Below are 20,493 nucleotides of genomic sequence, written 5' to 3'. Positions count from 1 at the left end.
CAAGGTGATAACATGGACTGGAACGAAGCATTGAACGGCGGAATGACGGGCCCCGGAACGACCTGCAGCCTCATCATCGTCGGCGAAACGCAGGAAGGGCTCCCCTTTTGCTACGAGGATCGCTTCTATCTGTTGAAAGCCGATGCGCAGCAGATGACGGTCAGCTTGAATTATTCCGTCATCCATCCCTTGGAGAAGCTGCAGCATGTCAGCTTTATCGAATTTTCAATCCGCGATCAAGGCATTCTGTATTACGCATTCGTCAAGCTGCTTCATATGGAAATTACTCGCCATGTCTGCCTGCTTCAGCTGTCGGTGCCGAGCGAACTGTATGCCTATCAGCGGCGCCGCTACCCCCGGATTACCCTCACGCCCCGAACTCCGATAGCCTGCCGGATTATCGGCTCCAGGGGCAGAGAGACGGAACCCGGAGTGACTTTTACCGGACAAATCATGGATATTTCGGGAGGCGGGCTATCGTTTGTCACGTCAAGCCGGATTATCGGCCCGCTGCTGCTGGAATTATCGTTCCTGCTTCCGGATCTGTCCCATGATTTCGTATTGAATGGGGAAATTGTACGTACTGTCCATTTTAGCAGCGATCTGTACCGGATTGCGGTGGAATTTCGCGATGTGCCCGAGAGCACGCTCCATCTGATCGAAGCGTACTGCCAGGAACACGGCGGCAAGTAGCGACCGGGTCCGAATCCCCCGCTCCTGTTCCGACAATTCCTAAGGAGGATCCCTTTTGAAATACAACGTGATCAACCGCGGAGACGACATTTCCATCGAGCTGATGAATACGTTCCATGAATTGGTGAAGCCTTACGGCCTCGTTCTCGACGAGACGGAGCCCGATATCGTGCTCTCGATCGGCGGCGACGGCACGCTGCTGCATGCTTTCCATCGGTATAAGCACGCACTCGACCACATCGCATTCGTCGGCATCCATACCGGGAGGCTCGGCTTTTTCGCCGACTGGAAGCCCGACGAGGTGGAGCAGCTTGCCCGGCTGATGGGCGAATGCGCCCTGGAGAACGACCTGAGAGCCGTCAATTATCCGCTCGTCGAGATTCAGATTACGACCCAGAACGGCGTCGAGACGGAGCTGGCGCTTAACGAATTCACCTTGAAGGGCGTCGACACGACCTTGGTCGCCGAGCTGCGTATCAACGACGAGCCGTTCGAGACGTTTCGCGGCGACGGCATCTGTATCTCGACCCCTTCGGGCAGCACCGCTTACAACAAAAGCTTGGGCGGCGCCATCGTGCATCCGTCGCTCGACGCGATCCAAATCGCGGAGATCGCCTCGATCAACAACCGCGTATTCCGGACGCTGGGGTCGTCGATTTTGCTGCCCAAGCATCATCATTGCGATATTTACCCGAAAGCGCAGCAAAACATCCTTCTTTCGCTCGATCACTTGTATATTCAGCGCAACGACATTGTCTCCATCCGGAGCATGGTCGCAGCAGGAAAAAAAGTCAAATTCGCCCGCTTCCGCCCCTTCCCGTTCTGGAGCCGCGTCCGCGAAGCTTTCATCGGCTTCGAACGGTAAGAGGCGCGCGTACGGACGATCGAGTAGGAGGGGGCGGCTAGCCCCCGTTCTCTCACAGCACCGTACATGCGGGTCCGCATACGGCGGTTCCAAAAGGTTAACAAAGCTCCGGATAACGAGAAAGCAAACTTTTCAGCCCTTTCGCTTCCCAATAGGAAGTCGGGAGGGCGTTGTTTGTATTGCGGGACATTTCCCACGATCCGCGGCGGGAGTTCGCCATGACGATGCAGGCCCATTCCGGAACACCGAGCGCCCGGAGCTCGCGGATACGGGTGCGACCCCGTTTCCACTGCTTCCAGAGGCACATGCGGAGCCTTCTGCGAATCCACTGGTCCAATATTTCACAGTGTTTCTTCACGGCGGCCAAGCGGAAGTAGCCCAGCCTAGTCGGGAGATACGTACTTCCATCGACATGGACTTCGTTCGGTCCGTTAGCTCCCGGACCTTCTCCTTGAATCGCGAGATGGTCTTCGGTGCCCATCGAATCGTCTCATTCTGCTTCGACAGGAAACGGAATCTGAGGAACTTGCGCATCCACCACGGGCGGTCTACCGCGCTATTGTCCCGATTCACTTTCCGTTTCTGCTTTCCCTCTCCTAAGCGAATCACCGATTCCATGACATGTTCTCCGGCGCGCTTACTTGCGACGAAGATGTTGCAGTCGTCCGCGTATCGGACAAACCGCAGGCCGCGCTTCGTCCGTTCCTTGTCCAGATCATCCGGCAAAATGTTCGCCAGCAGCGGACTTAAGGGACCGCCTTGCGGCGTACCCTCTTCCGACTTCTGGCAAACTTCGCCCAGCATGACTCCGGCGTTCAGATCGGCGCGTATGAATTTCAGGACACGCTTGTCCGTCACTCTCCTCACCACCCTGGCCATGAGAATGTCAACGATAAGAACCTCGCCCAAAGCGAGGTTCTTTGCCATCCAAAACGTATGCGCCAGGTTTAATCATTGACGGAATGCCGGACTCCTCGCTCCCGGGAATTCATCGGATGGGCGGCAAAGAGGTATTTGCGCAGTTCCATAAACCCGGCGACACCCGAGGTTTTTGACGATGATCCTGCGCCCCTTTTTCCCAATCCGCTTCCTGAACGCCTGTTACCCATGGACCGATACAGTCCCCGCCGTATAACTCTGATGCGAAGCTTTTCGTCAATGTGCCGTTTGGAAAGTTTGTCTGTGTCAACAAGTTTAATTGATATCGATTCTCATCGGTCGATCATAGTCAATCACGCCACGCAGGATTCGCTCGTCACAGGCTGTCCTAGCATGCCCGCTGTCGCTTCGCTGCGGCGGGGCATGCTAAGTCGCAAGCTGCCGGCACCCGCTCCGCCTGAACGCGGCCCTTCCCTTCGCCGCGGCCAGGGCAAGGCGGCTTAACGGCGCGAGTCCGGCCCTTGGCGCGGTTCCTCCGGGCCATGGGCCGCAGCGAAGCGCCCCGCCGCCTGTCAGCCCTTGCGCGGCTCATCCTTGGAGCCGGGCTGCGCCGCATCGGGCTTGTGCCGCGAATGGTCGGCGCGCGGCCTATGATGGTGCGGCCGATGCGCCCCTTGTCCGCCTGGCGTCCTGGCGTAAGCCGGCGCGGAGACCCCTTCCGCCGCTTGCGCTGCGGATGCCTGCCCGCCGCCCCCCGCATCCGCGCTGAACACGGTTGCGGCGGCTCTCGGCTGATGCGGCGCATCCACCGCGGAATGCCTGTGAGTCTTGCCGGGAACCTTCTCAAGAATAAAATAAGCGCAGCCGAAATTGCAGTATTCGTTCAAATAATCCTGAACGGTGGAGAACAGCGAGTCCTTCATCGCCTTCGGATTGCCGTCGCGGAAAAAGCCGCGCAGCCGCAGTTGATTATATCCCCAATCGCCCACGATATAATCGTACCGCTCCAGCACCTCGCTATAGCGTTCGCGAAATGCTTCCTGCTTCCAGCCGTTTTTGTGGTCGACGAGGACGTGGTACTGCCTGTTGCCGATCAGAACGGAGTTCTTCGTTCCGTCCGTCGCTTTATCGCTGAGCATCGCTCTTCACTCCTGTCGTTCCCGCCGAAATGACCTGGTCGTGCGCGTGATACGAGCTGCGCACGAGCGGACCGGATTCGACGTGACGGAAGCCCCGCTTCATCCCTTCCCGCTTCAATTCGGCAAACTGTTCCGGCGTGTAATATTGTTTGACCGCCAAGTGGCTCGGGCTCGGCTGCAAATATTGGCCTATCGTCAAAATGTCGCAGTCTACGGCCCGCAAATCATCCATCGTTTGCACAATTTCATCCCACGTCTCGCCGACGCCGATCATGATGCTTGATTTGGTCGGAATGGACGGGCGAATTTTCTTGGAACGCTGCAGCAGCTCGAGCGAGCGGCCGTACTTCGCTTTGGAGCGGACGCGGTCGGACATCCGTTCGACAGTCTCCACATTATGGTTCAAAATATTGGGCTCGGCCTCGAGCACGGTGCGCAGCGCTGCCTCGTCCCCCTGAAAATCGGGGATCAGCACCTCTATGCCTGCCAGCGGAAGGCGACGGCGAATGGCGCGGATCGTCTCGGCGAAGATCGATGCCCCTCCGTCCTTCAGGTCGTCTCTGGCGACCGACGTCACGACGACATGGCGCAGCCCCATCTGCTCGGCCGCTTCGGCGACGCGCTCCGGCTCCTGCAGATCGAGCTCGGTCGGCAGACCGGTTTTGACCGCGCAGAAACGGCAGGCTCTCGTGCAGATATCGCCCAAAATCATGAACGTCGCCGTCCGGTTGGCCCAGCATTCGTGTATGTTGGGGCATTTGGCTTCCTCGCATACCGTATGAAGCGTCTTGCCTCGCATCATGCTTTTCAGCTCTTTGTAGTGCTCGCCCGTCGTCAGCTTGATCTTCAGCCAGTCGGGCTTTCTTTCGATTTGTCGGGTAGACATCGCGACATCCCTGCTTCCCGTATATATTCATGGCTTGTTCGCGAACGTGAGCGAATATCCCGTTTCCGTTATTATAATGCTGTAAGCCCATTACTGCAATGGAATGGCGCCGGAATCCGCGAAGCGCCGCATCCCTTGTCCACATCGGACGGCGAATGTGATACACTAGGAAAGGAATAACCTCGGATATCAAATGCACATTAAAACGGAACCGGAGGGGAAAAGCTTTTTATGATGAATGTGGACAACATTTTGAAGCTGGTCCGTTCCGGCGATTTGGATATTGCGGAAGCCAAGCAGCAGCTTGAAGAGCTGTGGCAGGGAAGCCGGGAGGATGCTGCGGCTCGAACGGGAAGCGCTGTCCCGCAGCGGGTCGACGATACCCTCGGCTATGCCCAGCTCGATCTGGACCGCCCGGCGCGCACGGGCTTTCCCGAGGTCATCTTCGGGGAAGGCAAATCGGCCGAGCAGATCGCTGCCATCTTCGAGCGCCTGATGGCCGGCGCTGACCGGGTGCTGGCGACGCGCGTCAGTCCGGACAAGGCCGCAGCGGTGCTCGAAGCCGTGCCCCAGGCGATCTACCGCGCAGAAGCGCGGGCGCTGACGTGGCGGCGCGAAGACGCCAAGGCGAATGAGGCCGACGGATATATCGCCGTCGTCTGCGCCGGCACCTCGGACATGCCGGTCGCCGAGGAAGCGGCGGTCACGGCCGAGGTGTTCGGCTGCCGCGTCGAGCGCGTGTACGACGTCGGCGTCGCCGGCATCCACCGGCTGTTCCGCCGCCTTGACGTCATCCGCGGCGCCGACGCTATCGTCGTGGCGGCCGGAATGGAAGGTGCGCTGCCCAGCGTGCTCGGCGGGCTGGTCGCTTCGCCGGTCGTCGCCGTGCCGACGAGCGTAGGCTACGGCGCGAGCTTTCAGGGCCTGGCCGCCCTGCTGTCGATGCTGAACGCCTGCGCGCCGGGCATTGCCGTCGTCAACATCGACAACGGCTTTGGCGCAGGCTACAGCGCGGCATTGATTCATAAAAACGCAAACAAAAAGAGGTCATTGTCATGAAAATTTTGTATCTGGACTGCTTTTCCGGCATCAGCGGGGACATGACGCTGAGCGCGCTCGTCGACGCCGGCGCAGACCGGCAATATATCGAGGACGAGCTGCGCAAAATTGCCGTCGAGCCCTTCACGCTGGAATGGAAGCGCGTCGTGAAGCGCGGCATCGCCGCGCTGAAGCTGGATGTGCTGCCCGACCCTGACGCGGGGCCCAGGCAGCACCGCCATTATTCGGAGATCATAGACCTGATCGTCCGCGCCGGCTTTTCCGAGCGCGTCGTCAAGCTGAGCCTGTCCATCTTCGAAAAAATCGGCATCGCCGAAGCGAAAATTCACGACATTCCCGTGGAAAAGGTGCATTTTCACGAGGTAGGCGCGATCGACTCCATCGCCGACGTCGTGGGCGTCGCCCTGGCCATCGATTCGCTCGGCATCGAGAAGATTTATTCGTCTTCCGTGCCGCTCGGGTCTGGAACGGTTCGCTGCGATCACGGCATCTACCCGGTGCCGGCGCCGGCTACGCTGGAGATGATGAAAGGATTGCCGATCGCTCCTACGCCTTATGCCATGGAGATGACGACGCCGACGGGGGCCGGTATTATCGCCGGTCTGGTGGACGAATTCAGCAAAGGCTTGCCGCCGATGATCGTCGAGGCGATCGGCTACGGCGCGGGAACGCGCGATTTGCCCAACCAGCCCAACGTGCTGCGCGCCATCGTCGGCAAGGCAGACCCGTTCCTGTTCAAGTGGCAGGCTCATCATGTCGAGCTTCCGCACGAGCACAGCCACTCGCATTCGCATGACCATCACCATGACCATGAGCATCATCACGACCATCATCATCATGACCATCATCATCATGACCATCATCACCACCATGACCATGAGCATCATGAGCACCATCACGATCACCTGCACGGACATCAGCATGCGCATGACAACCATGGCAGCCACAATGGGCAGGGCCATCCTAACGATGCCGGGCATGAGCATTATCATGGGCATTCGGATCGTCACGAACAAGGGCGCCGCCACCGCGATCATGGACACGAGCATGAGCATGCCCATGAAGATTACGCGCCGGAAGACGAGCATGAGCATGCCCATCGCCACGAAGAGCATGACGAACCGCTGCGGGTGCAGCGAAGCAGTCACCATTAACGCTGCAGCGTAATAGCGCCGGGAATCCGGCACTGTCGAAGCTGCTGCCACAGAGGGCCGGTGGGACTAGAACCGCCGGCTTTTACCTCCGAAACGACTTTCGATGAAACGAAATAATGTCGCGAAACAGCGACTGTCCATCGTCGGTAACGGCGAAATCGGGGGATAGCGGAAGCGCCAGCGCGCGGTAAGGCTCGGGAACCCAAATATACCGGTGAACGTAGGATGTGGCGATAAAGCCGCAGCTTTCCCAAAAAGCCAACCGCCTGCGGTTTTCTTCCGTATCCTTCGCTTCCGCTTCGATGATCACCGCCTCCGCCTGATATTCGCGCACGGCCCAATCGCGAATTTGCGCGAATAAGTGCTTGCCTAATCCTTTGCCGCGCAAATCCCGGCGTACCGCCATGTAGTCCAAAATAAGCCGACGCCGATCCCGCCCCCCGCTGAAGCCGGCGACGGCCATCGCCGCCGCTTCTTCTCCGATCATCCCCGCATGCAGACAGGCGATCCCCCGGCTGACCATGCTCCGCAGCACTTTCTCCGGTTTGGCTCCGTGAACGAAAGCATCCCGATAAATCGGCCCCAGCTTGTCCCACCATTGTTCATTCCATTCTGTCAATGTCTTGAATGCCAGCTGCATGTCGAGCGCCTCCCGTTCTGCCAAGATTGCCGATACCGCGACCGGCGCGGACATCGATGGGCGTCCACTCCAGGACGAGCAGCCCCGCTTGAGCGGTCAGCTAAAAAAAGATGACCTCTGAGGATTACAGAAGTCATCTGCTGAATGCTTGGCAGCGATATGCCCGCCACAAAGGGGACCGCTCGCGGCGGATTGCCGGCGATTGCTATTCGCTTCGCTCCCTTGAATCCGCTGCCCGCTGCCGCTGCTCCATAAACGCCCGGCGCACTTCGTCATACACCTGCTTCAAAGGGACGCCGTACGTTTTGGCTGCCTGCTCGCATTCCTTGAATTCCGGCGCGAATTGCACCGCTTCTCCCCGGTGCAGCCCGACTTTGACACGGATTCCTCCCCAGGGAGTGGCAACTTCCACGAATTCCCTGCCCAGCCGATGACAGGAGGCGCGAATATACCTGAGCCCGAGCGTCGTCGTTTCCCTGAAAATGATCTCTTCCATCACGCCGAGCGCCGTGTCGTGCGCAAGCACGTTGAGCATGATGCCCGGCCGGCCCTTCTTCATGATGATCGGAATCCAGTAGACATCGTTAGCTCCCCGCTCGAACAGCAGGTCCGAAATATATGAGCAGGTCTCCGGATTCATATCGTCCATATTCGCCTGAATCACGACCATGCCCTCATCGATATGCTCCTCACGATGATCAAACGGCATCATGTCCGCCTCCCCGTACGGCAGTCCGGGCAGCCGAACTGCCAATCCAACGACTTTATTCAAGCCTATGTTATAAAAATCTTCCCGTCAAGGCAATATAAGTTCAAAAAGAAAAGCGGGCAAGCCGCAGCTTGGCCTGCTTAACGCCCCGGCAAGCAACAGGCAAAAGTCCGATCCAGCGCCGCTATCCGATTTTGAGGGAGGTTACCGCCATGGGAATTTGGAAAGCCCGCACATTCGCCATACTTCTGCTCGGAGCCGCGCTCGTCTCCGTTCCTGTCGGCAGCAGAGCGCTGGCCGCGCCCGCCGAACGATCCGCTGCCACGGGCAAGGAGCGGCAGTCAGCCGACATGAAAAGCGTGTTTGCCGAACGCAAGCAGCTGTTCGAGCATATCGCCGCTGTGACGGGTGTGCCCTGGTATTACCTGGCTGCCGTCGATCAATATGAACGCACCATCCGTCTGGCCCAAAAAAAGCAGATGCCAAACGGGCTGATCGCCATCGATTATCCCGAATGGCAATGGTGCGGCCTGATGAACCCTGACTACGAGGACAATGACGCCCGCAGCATCGGCTTCTTTAACGGTATCGGAAAAGACGGATCAGGAGACGGGCTCGCCGACCGCAGCAGCGATCTGGACCGGCTGTATACGATGGCCCATTGGCTGCTCAAGCACGGCAGCGCCGAGGACGACTTCGGCATCGGGCTGTGGGAATATTACCATAACACCCGCAGCGTTCAGCGCATCCTGCAGTTCGCCAAAATTTACGCTGCGTTCGATTCGCTTGACCTGCACGAGCATCGCTTCGTGCTGCCGCTCGGCGCGGATTATTCGTACCGAAGCACCTGGGGAGCGAGCCGCGGCTGGGGCGGTTACCGGATTCACGAAGGAACCGACCTGTTTGCAGGGCACGGCGTTCCCGTGCGCAGCGCCACATACGGCATCGTCGAGGTTATGGGCTGGAACCCGTACGGCGGCTGGCGCATCGGGATACGCGATCTGAATAACGTCTATCATTACTACGCGCATTTGTCCGGTTTTAACAAGAAAGAAATCAAGGAAGGCACCGTTGTGAAGCCCGGCCAGATCGTCGGCTGGGTCGGCAACTCCGGGTACGGCAAGCCGGGCACGGCAGGCAAGTTTCCTCCGCACCTGCATTATGGCCTCTACCGGGACAACGGCTTGACTGAATGGTCGTTCGACCCTTACCCTTATTTGCGCAAATGGGAACGCGAAGAACGGATGCGCTCCAGGTAGCGCACCCTCCCCTCTCATGAACAGAAAAACCGGTCTGGCGGCGACGATTGTCGATGCCGCAAGGCCGGTTTTTTTGCGGAGAGAATCGTATCTGTCGGCCAGGAGACGATTATCCCGCGGACAGTTTTTCCCGCGCCGGCAACCGCTCTCCCGTTTTACGCGATGTCGAGAAGTTCCTCAGTCCCACGAATCGCCAGGCTCAAAAACCGCTCCCGAAGCTGCTAAAGAGGCGGCCCCCGGGAGCTTTGGCCAGCTGCGGCGGCTCAGGCTGCGCATCGCTCAATCGGGCAGCTGAATGTCCACTTCCCGGCCGGACGCCGCAGAGCGGAGCATGCCGTCGATGATCGCCTGGTTGCGCAAAATTTGCTCGCCGGGAATCGGCGCCGGCCGCCCGTCCCGAACCGCTTCGACGAAATCCCGCACCTTGTCGTAGAAACGGTCGTTCCGAGGTTCCACGACCGGGATCGGACTCTCGGTCTGGAAGCCGTTCACGTCATGGAACAGGGTCATCGAGCCGACGCCGCCGTCCCATACTCCGCCCCAGCCGTCTGTAGGCTGCGGCGTCGTCACGCGAAGGCCGGCGTCCGTCCCGAGGAACAAGGTCGGACCGAGTGAATCCGCATGCATCGCCCACGAAATTTTGAAGTTCAGCACGAGGTGGCCTTCGAAGCGGATCAGGGCGACGCCGAAATCCTCAACATTGAAGCGGTCGGCCTCCGGATGATATTTCGGATTCGTCCCGAAATGATTGGAGCTGAAGGCCGACACCGTCAGCGGCTTCGGATAGCCGATGGAATGAAGCGCCATGTCCAGCGAGTAGCAGCCGATATCGGCCAGCGCCCCGGAGCCGGCCAGCTCCTTGCGGATGAACGTGCCTCCCGGCATGCCGCGGCGGCGACCGCCTCCGGTCTGAATATAATACACCTTGCCAAGCGTGCCCGACTGGACGATGTCTTTCATTGTCCTCATATTCGGGTCGTAGCGCGGCTGGAAGCCGATCGTCAGCATTTTGCCCGTGCGCTGCGAGACGCGGACCATCTCCACCGCCTCTTCCAGCGTGACGGACATCGGCTTTTCGAGCAGCACGTTTTTGCCGGCCTCCAGGGCGTCGACCGTCGTGCGGCAGTGCGCCGCATTCGGGGTGCAGATGCTGACGCCGTCGAGCTCCAGCTCGAGCAGCTTCCGGTGATCCTCGAACGCCCGGGCCTGCGGCAGCCCCATCCTCCCCTTGAATTCCTCCGCCTTGCCGGGCACGATATCGGCGACCGCCACCACCTCGACATCGTCCATTTTCTTATATTGGCGGACGTGTGCGCCGGCGATGCCGCCGCTGCCGATTATGCCGATCTTCAGCTTTCGGGTCATTGCTCCTTCCGTCCTCTCCTCGCCAAAATCTCGGTTTCGGTTATTTCTATGTCCAGTTTACATCGAACGCCCGCTCAGGAAAATTGCAAGATTGCGCCCAGGAGAGTGCAAAATCGCGACAGCCGTTTTGTGTGAAAAATTATAAAAACTGTGTGGATCTGACGGCAGCGCCTGGCGCCCTTTTCCCTTTACAATACGGTTATTCCCATATCACGGAAGGTGTGAGCATGATCCAAAATCCGATTTCTTTGCAAGAGGTGCGTATTGCCGATGAGTTTTGGTCGAAGTACGAAGAGCTGGTTCGCGGCACGGTCATCCCTTATCAATGGGAGGCGCTGAACGACCGGGTTCCGGGAGCGGAGCCGAGCTATGCGATCCGCAATTTTCGCATCGCCGCCGGACTGGAGGAAGGGGAATTCGGCGGTCTCGTGTTTCAGGACAGCGATGTCGCCAAATGGCTGGAGGCCGTCGGCTACTCCCTGTCGTCGCATCCGGACCCGGAGCTGGAGCGGCTGGCCGACGAAGTGATCGACATCATCGTCAAGGCGCAGCACGAGGACGGGTATATCAATACGTATTTCACGATCAAGGAGCCCGGGCGGCGCTGGACCAATCTCCTGGACTGCCACGAATTGTACTGCGCCGGGCACTTGATGGAAGCGGCCGTCGCCTACTATCAGGCAACGGGCAAGCGCAAGCTGCTGGACGCTGCGTGCCGGTACGCGGACTACATCGATACGGTGTTCGGGCCGGAACCGGACAAGCTGCAGGGCTACGACGGCCATCAGGAGATCGAGCTTGCGCTCGTTAAGCTGTACAAGGCGACCGGGAACGAGAAGTACCTGCGTCTGAGCCGCTATTTTATCGACCAGCGCGGCCGAAAGCCGCACTTCTTCATCCAGGAATGGGAGCGGAGAGGACATATCGGCTACTGGCGACAGGAGCCTACGGGCGAGCCCGACCTGAAGTACAACCAGAGCCACCTGCCCGTCAGGGAGCAGGACGCCGCCGTCGGCCATGCCGTGCGGGCCGTCTATATGTATTCGGCCATGGCCGATCTCGCCCTGCTGGACGGCGACGAAGAACTGGCCGAGGCGTGCCGCAGACTGTGGAGCAGCATTACGGAGAAGCAAATGTACATTACCGGCGGCATCGGCTCGACGCATCACGGCGAAGCGTTCTCCTTCGATTACGATTTGCCGAACGATACCGTCTACGCGGAGACGTGCGCTTCGATCGGCCTGATCTTTTTCGCCCACCGGATGCTGCTGCTGGAGCCGAGGAGCGAGTACGCCGATGTGCTGGAGCGGGCGCTGTACAACAATGTGATCGGCAGCATGTCGCAGGACGGCAAGCATTACTTCTATGTGAATCCGCTTGAGGTATGGCCCGAGGCCAGCCGGCACAATCCCGGCAGGCGCCATGTCAAGCCGGTGCGCCAGCCGTGGTTCGGCTGCTCCTGCTGCCCGCCCAATGTAGCCAGGCTCATCAGTTCCCTGGGCCGATATATTTATACGGCCAAGGACGACACGATCTATGCCCATCTGTACATCGGCAGCGAAGCGACTGCCCCGCTGTCCTGCGGGGATGTGCGGCTCGAGCAGCAGTCGTCCCTTCCCTGGGACGGCGCGGTGAAGCTGACGGTGCGACCCGAACGGGAGCAGCGCTTCGCCATCGCGCTTCGCTTGCCCGGTTGGTGCGGCGAAGCCAGGCTTGCGGTCAACGGCCAAGCGGTTGATTATGCGCTGGAGCACGGGTATGCGCGGATCGAGCGGGTCTGGTCGCCGGGCGATACGATCGAATGGGAGCTGTCGATGGAGCCTCTGCTCATCCAAGCTCATCCTTACGTGCGCGCGAACGCCGGCAAGGCTGCGATACAGCGCGGTCCGCTCGTCTACTGCCTGGAAGAAGCGGATCACGAAGCCCCGCTGTCGTCTATCGCTTTGCCCGGCAAACCTGTCTTCAGGCTGCGGCGGGACCCCGGACTGCCCGGCCATCCCGTCGTCATCGAGAGCGAGGGCAACTCGGACGCCGTCGCGGACGATCCGCGGCTCTACCGCCCCAGCATGAAACGGTCGAAGCCCGTTCGCGTGAAGGCGATCCCGTACTTCCTGTGGGGCAACCGGACCCCTGGCGAGATGTGCGTCTGGATTCGCTCCTAGCCTGATCTGCGGATGATGATCGCCCCCAAAGCAGCGGCAGCGCCAATACGGAGATTAGTCCGCGGGCGCTGCCGCTTTGGCGTAATATAGCTTGAACACGATGTCTTGCGCGTAATTGCCGAAGCCGGTACCGAACAGCGTCGCCCCGCCGACGTTCGCGGCGTCCTCCGGCACCGCGATCCGGAACGTCCAATATTTGCGGCGAATGTCCAGATCCTCCAGCGTCACGTCGGACATCTTCTCCCCGTCCATGAACGTGCCGCTCTGGTTCACGCGAATGATTTTCAACAGGCCGTACTGATTGATGTTCAAATTCCACCAGCTCGGCGTGTACCGTCCCTTGGTCCCTCCGAAATCGCCCGGGCTCGTCCAATATCCGAGGGAAACGCCGTTCAGGACGAACGTAATGTCCGACGGCCACTCGTGATTGACGCTCGGCGCTTCCGACGAAACCTCCAGCGAAATCTCCAGCTCCTCGGGAATTTCGTTGCCGAGCAAATAATTCGGCACTTTGTATTCGACGTACCCTTGCCCGAACCATAAAATTTTGGCATCCACCCGCTCCGGGTCGAGAAAGCAGCGCGGGTCGTCAAAATGCCCGATAATCTGCTTGGGCGTCGCCAGGCCGCAGGTCGGCGCAATGTCGAAGTCCGTGTAATGCCCGACAGACACCTCCGTGCGATGGTACTCTCTCTCGCCGCTTTCCTTGCCCGGGAACGAAATGCCGATAAAATCGACGTTCAGCCTGCTGATTTTTTGCACGCCGCCCTTGCTCGGCACCAGCTCGTTGCGGATGATGCCGGCTTTCTCCAGCTTTTTGACATGCATGGTCATAATCGCGCTGCTTAGCCCGAGCGCCTGGGCCAGCTCTTTCACGTTCATCGGCCGCTCGGCCAGCAGCCGGATCATCTCCAGCCTGACCTTGCTGGCCAGCGCCTCGTATACAGGGAGCCATTGCTCGTCGATCTGAATTTGCATAGATGGTATCCTCGATGGTCAATGATTAACAAATATATAAATTAATATACAGGAAGACTGGCCGTTTGTCCAAAAATCGCTCCGCCTCTGTTGCGCATCCCCCGAACAAAAAGGTACATTAAGGAGGAGAATGGTCCGGGGCCTATAATCTATGAATCCGGAAGGAGCGACAGATGATGAAGGTGACGCTGCTGGGAACTTCCAGCGCCGCCGGAAGCAGGGAGCGGGACAATACCTATCTGCTGCTGGAGCATGATCAGGACGCCTGGATGATCGATGTCGGGGGCAACCCGCTCGGCAAGCTGAAGCAGGCCGGGATGCCGCTTGACCGTATTCGCGGCGTTATTTTAACGCATTTTCATATCGATCATATTTTCGGACTGCCCTCTCTGCTGTGGGGAATGTGGCTTGGAGGCAGGCAAGAGGCGCTGACGGTCTATTGCGACGCCGGGCACGCGGCCCAGCTGCAGCAAATTTTGGCCAGCTACCGGACGTCCGAATGGCCGATCGGCTTTGCGATCGACATCCGGACCTTCGACTGGACGAAGCCATCGACGTTGTTCGCGCAAGGGGAGCTGTCCGTCTCTGTTTTCCCGAGCCTGCACGTCGGGGCGACCGTCGGCGTACGCGCCGCCGTTTCGGAGCGGGTGCTCGTCTATTCGGCCGACACGAGGCCGAACGAGTGGATTGCCGCGCAGCAGCGGATCGACGTGCTCGTGCACGAAGCGACGGCCGCGCGCGGCGCGATAAGCGTGCATACGAGCCTGGAGCAGCTCGTCCGCTTCTACCCGCTGGAGCGCATCGGGCGCGTCGTGGCTGTCCATCTGACCGACGACGAGCCGTATGGCGACGTGCTGGCCGAATGCGAGGCCCGGGTCCGCGAGCGAATCGCGCTGGGAGCGGATCTGATGTCTTTCCCGGTATAGCGGATGAGCAAGAGCGATCCTTGCCTGATCGCCCTTTCGCTTCATTGGGCCCGTGTCCTGGTCGCACACCCGCGTCATCCCGGACGCCGGAATGCCCGGACGTCTGCCGTCCCTGCGTACACAGAACGCCGCTCTCCCCGCCGGCGATGGCTAAAATTGCTTTGGAATAGAGCATCTTTGGCGTCGACAACGGCTGTTTTTTTCCGATATGATATACAAGAAAAAAATGCCTTGCGACGGCATTTCATTGGGCGACTGCGGCCCGCTGAACCTTTGTCGGCCGATCTGGCAAAGGTTCAAGTATCGATTAGGGAGACGGATACACGATGGATCATATTATCGAGATGCGAGGGGTTCACTACAGGCGCGGCGATCGGGAGCTGCTCAAAAACATCCACTGGCGCGTCAAGCCAGGAGAGCATTGGGCGTTGCTCGGCCTGAACGGCTCGGGCAAAACGACGCTGCTCAATATCGTGAACGGCTATATTTGGCCGACTCAAGGAGAAGTGTCGGTGCTCGGGCACCGGTTCGGCGAAGTCGACCTTCGCGAGCTGCGCCAGTCGATCGGCTGGGTCAGCTCGTCGCTGCAGGAGAAGCTGTATGGAACCGACAGAGCCCAATTTGTCGTCATTAGCGGCAAATACGCCACCATCGGTCTGTACGAGCGGCCGACCTCCGAGGATACCGACCGCGCCGCCGCGCTGATGTGCACGCTTGGCTGCGGCCATCTGTGGGACCGCGAATTCCGCACCTGCTCGCAGGGGGAGAAGCAGAAGCTGCTGATCGCCCGCGCGCTGATGGCCGACCCGAACATATTGATTTTGGACGAGCCGTGCAACGGGCTTGATTTGTTTTCCCGCGAGCGGCTGCTGGACAGCATCCATGAGCTGGCGCTCCAGGAGCAAACGCCCAGCCTGATCTATGTCACGCACCATACGGAGGAGATTGTGCCCGTGTTCAGCCGCACGCTGCTATTGCGCCGGGGCGAGATCGTACGCGCCGGAGATACGGCAAGCGTGATGGAGGAACGGACGCTGAGCGACTTTTTCGAAGCGCCCGTCGTGGTCGAGAAGCATCATCGCCGCGTATATGTGCGGGCCGCCGGGCCGGAAGCGTAAGCGGCGGTTTCAGGCAAAAAGCGGCGCCTATGCCCGCTGCCGCTCCGCGGCGACAACGGCCTGCCCAAGCGGATGGGAGGCCGTTGCCTGCATTGCCCGGCAAAGCTCATGGCTGGCCGCTGCTTGGCTGCTGCTTCATGTTCGGGTGCCTCACCGGCTTTGCCGCCCTGGCTCCCTATGAGCGCTGCACTTGCGGCAAAGACTCCGGACGCAGCGCGTCGACGATGCGCCGGTTGACCTCTTCTCTGAACGCGAGCAGCCATTCCGCATTCCTCGGGTAAGACGAGAACGTCAGCTCTTCCCCCGCCAGCTCTTCGATGAGCCGAATCACTTCATCGCGACCGACGAGGCTCTCCAGCAGCTCGAGTGCACGCAAATCCTGCAGCGCCTCGAACAACACCTCCATCCGGATCGATTCGATCGGCCCGTCCGCTCCCGGATAGACGAGAAAAGCGTCGCCGGATGGAAAAGCGTGATCGGCATCGGTCGTGACAAAAGGATTGATCGGACGAACCGAATACTGCGAAAACCAGAAATTGTATCCCCAATGCAGAAAGCCCTCAATGCCGTATTTATAAAGCTGGATGCCGATAATCCGGTTGCGCGCGGACGGCTGGTTGAAAAACCGGTTGGACACGTCCTTGTACTGCGAGCAGCAATAGTACGTCCACAGCCCGTCGATGCCCTCCGCCAGGAAAGGCTCAATATGATCCGTTGCGGGAATCGGCTTGCGGACAAGCCCGTTTTTGTAAAACTCGACGCGCGAAAGCGCATCCACAATCGGAAATTCGCCGACATGCCTATGCAAAATCGCAGCCGCCGCGCTGTACGACGCAAGATGCTCCAGCGCAGGCTCATCGGAGACATGGAACCAGCAGCGTCCTTCCAGCCCGCTGTCCTTGACAAACGCGACAAGCGCAGGCAAAAACTGAGCGAGAAACTGCCCGTACGCTTCACCGGCGGCGTCGGTGTCCCAACCGAAGATGCGCTTCAAGCGCCCGTCCTCGGTGGCCATAATTTTCGGCGCATGTTTCGCGCCCCATTGCGTGAACAGATGGGAAAATTCCAAATATTTGATGCCGGTCCTGTCGCACATCTCGACCCAGCGGCGCAGCCGGTCGAAGCCGAACGCATAACGGCTGCCGTCCTTGATGACGTCGACCAGTTGGACGGTCGGTCGCTCGCCGCCTGCCTTCGTATCGAGCGGCGGCGTGAACAAGGGTGTCAGCAGCATGTTGACGCCATGGTCGACAGCGGTCAGCACAAAGCGCTCCACGAGGCTCCAGTGTGCTTCGCTGAACACGTCCACGCCGTAATATTGGGCAATGCAATCCGTATGGAACCATTCCGTGTGGATCAGCTTCTGCTCCGGCAGCTGCGCCGGCAGCACGTCCAGCTCGAAGGCGCACTTGGCCAGCGGCTCGCCGGACTCGCTCTCCAGGACGAGCGCGATCGGGTATGCTCCGGCCGGACGGCTCCCGTCAAGCGCCACCGTGATCCAAAGCGAGCGCCACTGATCCGGCGGGACGATGATGCCTTCTGTCGGCGAAATCGGATACAGCGGGTCCGGATACAGCCCCGGCTGTGTGCGCAGGACATGCTCGTCGTGGTCGCCATAACACGGCAGCTCAGACGGCGCCAGTCCGACCGAACGGACCGTGATCCGCTCCCGCAGCTCCGATTCGACCCGCACGCGAACATGTCGGAGCGAGCGGGGATTTCCCGACAGACGGTAAGCGATCTGGTAGGCAAACGTCTCGTTTTCCAGCGCGGAGGCGCGAAGAAACGGCTGCTCCTGCGGCTCTTCGTCGGCGAAAACCTTGGCCAGCGAGCTGAGACAGCGGGTTTCGATGACGGACACTTGTTCACCCTCCTAGAGGATAGGGATGCGTATTCCACCCTTATCCGGCTTGTTGGTTTTACGCTTAAATGGCTTCGACGAAGACAGCCGCTTTGCCTTCTTGCCCTGCATAAAATTTTGGCCAAATCCAGCCGCAAAGTTGCGGCGGTCTGTCAAGTCTTGTGTTGAAGCCCGGGACTCAACCTCGCTTCGCACAACGGAGCGAGGGTTCGTTTTTTAGAGCTCCGTCGGCAAACCGTGCAAACACATATTTATGCAATCGGTATGACGGCGCAGCGCAGCCATTGTCGCGGGTGCCGGTCTGCTGTGAATGATGCCGTAATCTTTCTCGCCGTACTGCTTGCGGACAGAAAAAGCGAGCTTTTCTTCGCCAAGCGAGAATTGGGCGTCCACGCCTTCCTTGTTGCCGCGCGCGTCAAGGCGAATCCAGCGGCCCGACTCCGCCAAATATACAGCATTCAGCGCATGAATGACATAGCCGGTATCGGGCGTATCGCCGAGCGTCAAGCGCTGGTAGCAGAAGCCTGCCGGAATCCCTTGCCGGCGCAGCAGAGCGCACAGCAGGTTCGCTTTGGCGTAGCAGATGCCTTCCTCGAACCGCAGCACCTCCGAGGCCGTTCTTGTGACGCGATGGCTTCGGATATCCCAAGAGTGGGAGATGCGGTCGCGCACGAATTCGAAAGCAGCCTGCGCATAGTCCTGCCCGCTCTTCGCCCCCGCCGCCCGTTGCTCGGCGCATTGGGCGACGGCGGGATGGCTGAAATCGACTTCCTCCGTCTCCGCCAAATAATCGTCCGGGCAGGCGGATTCGCATATCAGCTTCATCTTGTCCTCTCCATGGCGGAAAAATATGCCGTCATCATCGACAGTTTTATAATTATACATAGAAGTGAATATAAATTTAATCACATCTTGCCTGCTCGCCAGCGTTAGAGCCCAGCCAAACAACAATAAAAGGCGACCAGCGAACCCTCGTCCGCCGTCGCCTTTCCGAAATTTTCGGCCAGTCAAAGCACGGAGCGCAGCGCGGCTTCCAGCTCCTTCCGCCGCTCTTCCAGACTTCTTTGCTCCTGCAAATATTCGGCGAGTCGCTCCTGAAGCTTCGCAGCATCTTCATCGGAGGCGGCTTGGCCGCCAGCGGCTGCCAGCTTGCTTGCCAGCAGCGTCAGGCTGCCCTCCAGCTGCTCCGCTTCGTCTCCGAGCTGCTCCAGCCAATCAGCAGCGTTCTCCAACTCGGGCCCCAGCCTCTCATTCCAACGTTCGGAACCGGCGGCATCAGCCATCTCCTCTCCCCGTCCGGTCAAGCTGACGCTGTAATAGCGCATCGCCTCCAGCTCACCGGTATAATCCATCACGCCCTGCTCAATCAGCCGGCGCACGCGGTATTCGATGAAGCTGTCGCTCACTCTCTGATCCGAATGACCGATCACCTCGCCAATCAACCGCGCGGACTTGATATACCTGCCTCCCAGCGCCTTCAGCTTGCGGGCCGCCTTCACGATCTCACCGTCAAAATAATGCTCCGGCACAGTTCGCAGCTGCCCGTTCTCCGCCACCCGCAGCACGCCTTCCTCGGCGGCCAGCCGCCGCCAATCGGCCGCATAAGCTTCCCGCGCCGCGGGTGTCAAGGGCTCGGCCTCCTCCAGCAGCGGGCACAGCTTTTCGGGAGAGATCTCCCCCATGCATCGGTATTCGGCTTCCGGAAAGCGGCGATTCAGCAGCGATGTCGGGTTAACGAGCGAAATATCGGCATCGTCAGACATCGCGTTGAGCAGGCAGCGCAGCGCCGTCTGCTCCCCTGCCGAATCGCCGGCCCATACGACGACGGGCAGCCCTTGCAAGCGGTCGGGCCAATGAAGCCAGTTCAGGGCTGCCTTCATCACATAAGCCTCCATATCCGCCTTTTCCCGTTCGTTGATGCTCTCTCCCCACCAATTCATCCGCTTCTTCCACAGCTGCGGAAGCTCGAAGCCGAGCGGCCCGACCATCAGGTCGTCGCCCAACACGACCACCTTCTCCCCCGGTTGTTCGCGCAGCGCGATGCGCAGCGAGCCGCCGGCGGAATCGCCGAACGCGATATGGACGCGCCGGATTCCCGTTAACGAAAACGAGGATTCCTGCAGGTACGCCTCGTTGCCAAGCTCCCATTCCTTGTCGAATTGCCGCAAATACAGCTCCATGAACTGGTGCCGCTCCTCCGCCAGCGCCCGGCCCGCCTCCGTGTTCATCAGCCCTTTGAGCTTCAGCAGCTTTTCGTAGAAATGATTAATCGCCGTGCTGCGTCCGCTGCGGTATTCCTCCCTCGACATCTGCTGCCGTGGACGGAGGCCCGGATCGTACACAAGCTGCCCTTTCCAGCCCGAATAGGCGAAGGTGCGGGCGATGCCGATTGCGCCAAGGGCATCGAGCCTGTCCGCATCCTGCACGATGCGCCCCTCCAGCGTCGCCATTGGCCGGCCGTCGCCTCCCCCGTAAGACATCGTCGCAACGATATCGGCGACATGCTCCCGTTCGGATGCCGCAACGCCTGTCCGCTCCATCCATTCAGTCACTTTGCGCAGGCCGGCCTCCTTGCTCCCGTTCAGCTTCTCGTCCGCGATATCATGCAGCAGCGCCGCCAGCTCGCAGACGAACTCGTCGGCCTGCTCCAGCGCTGCCAGCGCCTTGGCCGTGCGCGTCACCCGGACGATGTGCCACCAGTCGTGGCCGCTGCTGTCGCGCTCCAGCTCGCTCCTCGCATACGCTCTCGCCTGCTCCAAAATCGCACTTCGGTCGGTCACTCTCGGCTCTCTCCTTATAA

17 protein-coding genes and 1 pseudogene are annotated in these 20,493 nt (G+C 59.8%); 8 read left to right on the top strand and 10 right to left on the bottom strand.

Features of this window, described 5'->3' with window-relative positions:
- The first annotated feature begins 12 nt into the window (after positions 1–12).
- Positions 13–693: a flagellar brake protein gene (locus F591_RS0109695; protein WP_019534401.1), complete on the top strand. Its 681-nt coding sequence runs from the start codon at positions 13–15 to the stop codon at positions 691–693.
- 55 nt (positions 694–748) lie between these two features.
- Positions 749–1,558 (top strand): NAD kinase, encoded by an 810-nt coding sequence (locus tag F591_RS0109690; RefSeq protein ID WP_019534400.1) that lies wholly within the window; start codon positions 749–751, stop codon positions 1,556–1,558.
- 97 nt (positions 1,559–1,655) lie between these two features.
- Here the strand turns inward: F591_RS0109690 and F591_RS33390 are convergent.
- From F591_RS33390 to lipA, 3 genes and pseudogenes are all read right to left on the bottom strand, one after another.
- Positions 1,656–2,446 (bottom strand): annotated as a pseudogene (locus F591_RS33390) (group II intron maturase-specific domain-containing protein); the annotation flags it as partial.
- Between the two features lie 563 nt (positions 2,447–3,009).
- Positions 3,010–3,576 (bottom strand): YutD family protein, encoded by a 567-nt coding sequence (locus F591_RS30225; RefSeq protein WP_019534399.1) that lies wholly within the window; start codon positions 3,574–3,576, stop codon positions 3,010–3,012.
- Complete coding sequence (gene lipA / locus F591_RS0109675; protein WP_019534398.1) at positions 3,563–4,462, bottom strand: lipoyl synthase; 900 nt, start codon at positions 4,460–4,462, stop codon at positions 3,563–3,565. Before lipA ends, F591_RS30225 begins: the two co-directional genes overlap by 14 nt.
- A gap of 231 nt (positions 4,463–4,693) precedes the next feature.
- Here lipA and larB point away from each other — a divergent pair, with 231 nt between their 5' ends.
- Positions 4,694–5,521 (top strand): nickel pincer cofactor biosynthesis protein LarB, encoded by an 828-nt coding sequence (gene larB, locus F591_RS0109670; protein ID WP_019534397.1) that lies wholly within the window; start codon positions 4,694–4,696, stop codon positions 5,519–5,521.
- Entirely contained in the window at positions 5,518–6,675 is a 1,158-nt protein-coding gene (gene larC / locus F591_RS33260; protein ID WP_026326496.1) for a nickel pincer cofactor biosynthesis protein LarC, read from the top strand. The genes larB and larC overlap by 4 nt, the downstream gene beginning before the upstream one ends.
- 82 nt (positions 6,676–6,757) lie before the next feature.
- Here the strand turns inward: larC and F591_RS0109660 are convergent, their stop codons facing one another.
- Positions 6,758–7,315 carry a GNAT family N-acetyltransferase gene (locus tag F591_RS0109660; RefSeq protein WP_026326495.1) on the bottom strand — a complete coding sequence of 186 codons (558 nt, stop codon included), beginning with the start codon at positions 7,313–7,315 and terminating at the stop codon, positions 6,758–6,760.
- Between the two features lie 205 nt (positions 7,316–7,520).
- Positions 7,521–8,027: a nickel pincer cofactor biosynthesis protein LarC2 gene (larC2, locus tag F591_RS0109655; RefSeq protein WP_019534395.1), complete on the bottom strand. Its 507-nt coding sequence runs from the start codon at positions 8,025–8,027 to the stop codon at positions 7,521–7,523.
- A gap of 209 nt (positions 8,028–8,236) precedes the next feature.
- On the opposite strand from larC2, the gene F591_RS0109650 reads away from it, so the two are divergent.
- Entirely contained in the window at positions 8,237–9,283 is a 1,047-nt protein-coding gene (locus F591_RS0109650; protein ID WP_019534394.1) for a M23 family metallopeptidase, read from the top strand.
- A gap of 279 nt (positions 9,284–9,562) precedes the next feature.
- On the opposite strand, the gene F591_RS0109645 is transcribed toward F591_RS0109650, so the two are convergent.
- Positions 9,563–10,648, bottom strand: coding sequence for a Gfo/Idh/MocA family protein (locus F591_RS0109645; RefSeq protein ID WP_019534393.1), 1,086 nt, complete (start codon positions 10,646–10,648; stop codon positions 9,563–9,565).
- Positions 10,649–10,875: 227 nt separating this feature from the next.
- Here F591_RS0109645 and F591_RS0109640 point away from each other — a divergent pair, with 227 nt between their 5' ends.
- On the top strand, positions 10,876–12,810 hold the full coding sequence (locus tag F591_RS0109640) for a glycoside hydrolase family 127 protein (RefSeq protein WP_019534392.1): 1,935 nt from the start codon (positions 10,876–10,878) through the stop codon (positions 12,808–12,810).
- A gap of 54 nt (positions 12,811–12,864) precedes the next feature.
- Here the strand turns inward: F591_RS0109640 and F591_RS0109635 are convergent, their stop codons facing one another.
- Positions 12,865–13,788 carry an ArsR/SmtB family transcription factor gene (locus tag F591_RS0109635; RefSeq protein WP_019534391.1) on the bottom strand — a complete coding sequence of 308 codons (924 nt, stop codon included), beginning with the start codon at positions 13,786–13,788 and terminating at the stop codon, positions 12,865–12,867.
- Between the two features lie 173 nt (positions 13,789–13,961).
- On the opposite strand from F591_RS0109635, the gene F591_RS0109630 reads away from it, so the two are divergent.
- Positions 13,962–14,714 (top strand): MBL fold metallo-hydrolase, encoded by a 753-nt coding sequence (locus F591_RS0109630; RefSeq protein WP_245581011.1) that lies wholly within the window; start codon positions 13,962–13,964, stop codon positions 14,712–14,714.
- 326 nt (positions 14,715–15,040) lie between these two features.
- Positions 15,041–15,832: an ABC transporter ATP-binding protein gene (locus tag F591_RS0109625; protein ID WP_019534389.1), complete on the top strand. Its 792-nt coding sequence runs from the start codon at positions 15,041–15,043 to the stop codon at positions 15,830–15,832.
- Positions 15,833–16,007: 175 nt separating this feature from the next.
- Here the strand turns inward: F591_RS0109625 and F591_RS27730 are convergent, their stop codons facing one another.
- The 3 genes from F591_RS27730 to F591_RS27725 form a co-directional block, all read right to left on the bottom strand.
- Positions 16,008–17,693: a DUF4091 domain-containing protein gene (locus tag F591_RS27730; RefSeq protein ID WP_019534388.1), complete on the bottom strand. Its 1,686-nt coding sequence runs from the start codon at positions 17,691–17,693 to the stop codon at positions 16,008–16,010.
- A gap of 216 nt (positions 17,694–17,909) precedes the next feature.
- Positions 17,910–18,518, bottom strand: a complete 609-nt coding sequence (locus tag F591_RS0109615; RefSeq protein WP_019534387.1) for a transglutaminase-like domain-containing protein — start codon at positions 18,516–18,518, stop codon at positions 17,910–17,912.
- 182 nt (positions 18,519–18,700) lie between these two features.
- Positions 18,701–20,473 (bottom strand): DUF3658 domain-containing protein, encoded by a 1,773-nt coding sequence (locus F591_RS27725; RefSeq protein WP_019534386.1) that lies wholly within the window; start codon positions 20,471–20,473, stop codon positions 18,701–18,703.
- Positions 20,474–20,493: the final 20 nt, after the last annotated feature.

The organism is Paenibacillus ginsengihumi DSM 21568, assembly GCF_000380965.1.
Taxonomy (GTDB): domain Bacteria; phylum Bacillota; class Bacilli; order Paenibacillales; family NBRC-103111; genus Paenibacillus_G; species Paenibacillus_G ginsengihumi.
Note: the sequence above shows the minus strand (reverse complement) of the source record. Positions and strands in the feature narration are given on the sequence as shown.

Bases quoted from the DNA above. Each gene is read 5' to 3' on its own strand.
- F591_RS0109695 (WP_019534401.1), top strand. From the start codon at position 13: ATGGACTGGAACGAAGCATTGAACGGCGGAATGACGGGCCCCGGAACG.
- F591_RS30225 (WP_019534399.1), bottom strand. From the start codon at position 3,576: ATGCTCAGCGATAAAGCGACGGACGGAACGAAGAACTCCGTTCTGATC.
- lipA (WP_019534398.1), bottom strand. From the start codon at position 4,462: ATGTCTACCCGACAAATCGAAAGAAAGCCCGACTGGCTGAAGATCAAG.
- larB (WP_019534397.1), top strand. From the start codon at position 4,694: ATGATGAATGTGGACAACATTTTGAAGCTGGTCCGTTCCGGCGATTTG.
- larC (WP_026326496.1), top strand. From the start codon at position 5,518: ATGAAAATTTTGTATCTGGACTGCTTTTCCGGCATCAGCGGGGACATG.
- F591_RS0109660 (WP_026326495.1), bottom strand. From the start codon at position 7,315: ATGCAGCTGGCATTCAAGACATTGACAGAATGGAATGAACAATGGTGG.
- larC2 (WP_019534395.1), bottom strand. From the start codon at position 8,027: ATGATGCCGTTTGATCATCGTGAGGAGCATATCGATGAGGGCATGGTC.
- F591_RS0109650 (WP_019534394.1), top strand. From the start codon at position 8,237: ATGGGAATTTGGAAAGCCCGCACATTCGCCATACTTCTGCTCGGAGCC.
- F591_RS0109645 (WP_019534393.1), bottom strand. From the start codon at position 10,648: ATGACCCGAAAGCTGAAGATCGGCATAATCGGCAGCGGCGGCATCGCC.
- F591_RS0109640 (WP_019534392.1), top strand. From the start codon at position 10,876: ATGATCCAAAATCCGATTTCTTTGCAAGAGGTGCGTATTGCCGATGAG.
- F591_RS0109635 (WP_019534391.1), bottom strand. From the start codon at position 13,788: ATGCAAATTCAGATCGACGAGCAATGGCTCCCTGTATACGAGGCGCTG.
- F591_RS0109630 (WP_245581011.1), top strand. From the start codon at position 13,962: ATGATGAAGGTGACGCTGCTGGGAACTTCCAGCGCCGCCGGAAGCAGG.
- F591_RS0109625 (WP_019534389.1), top strand. From the start codon at position 15,041: ATGGATCATATTATCGAGATGCGAGGGGTTCACTACAGGCGCGGCGAT.
- F591_RS0109615 (WP_019534387.1), bottom strand. From the start codon at position 18,518: ATGAAGCTGATATGCGAATCCGCCTGCCCGGACGATTATTTGGCGGAG.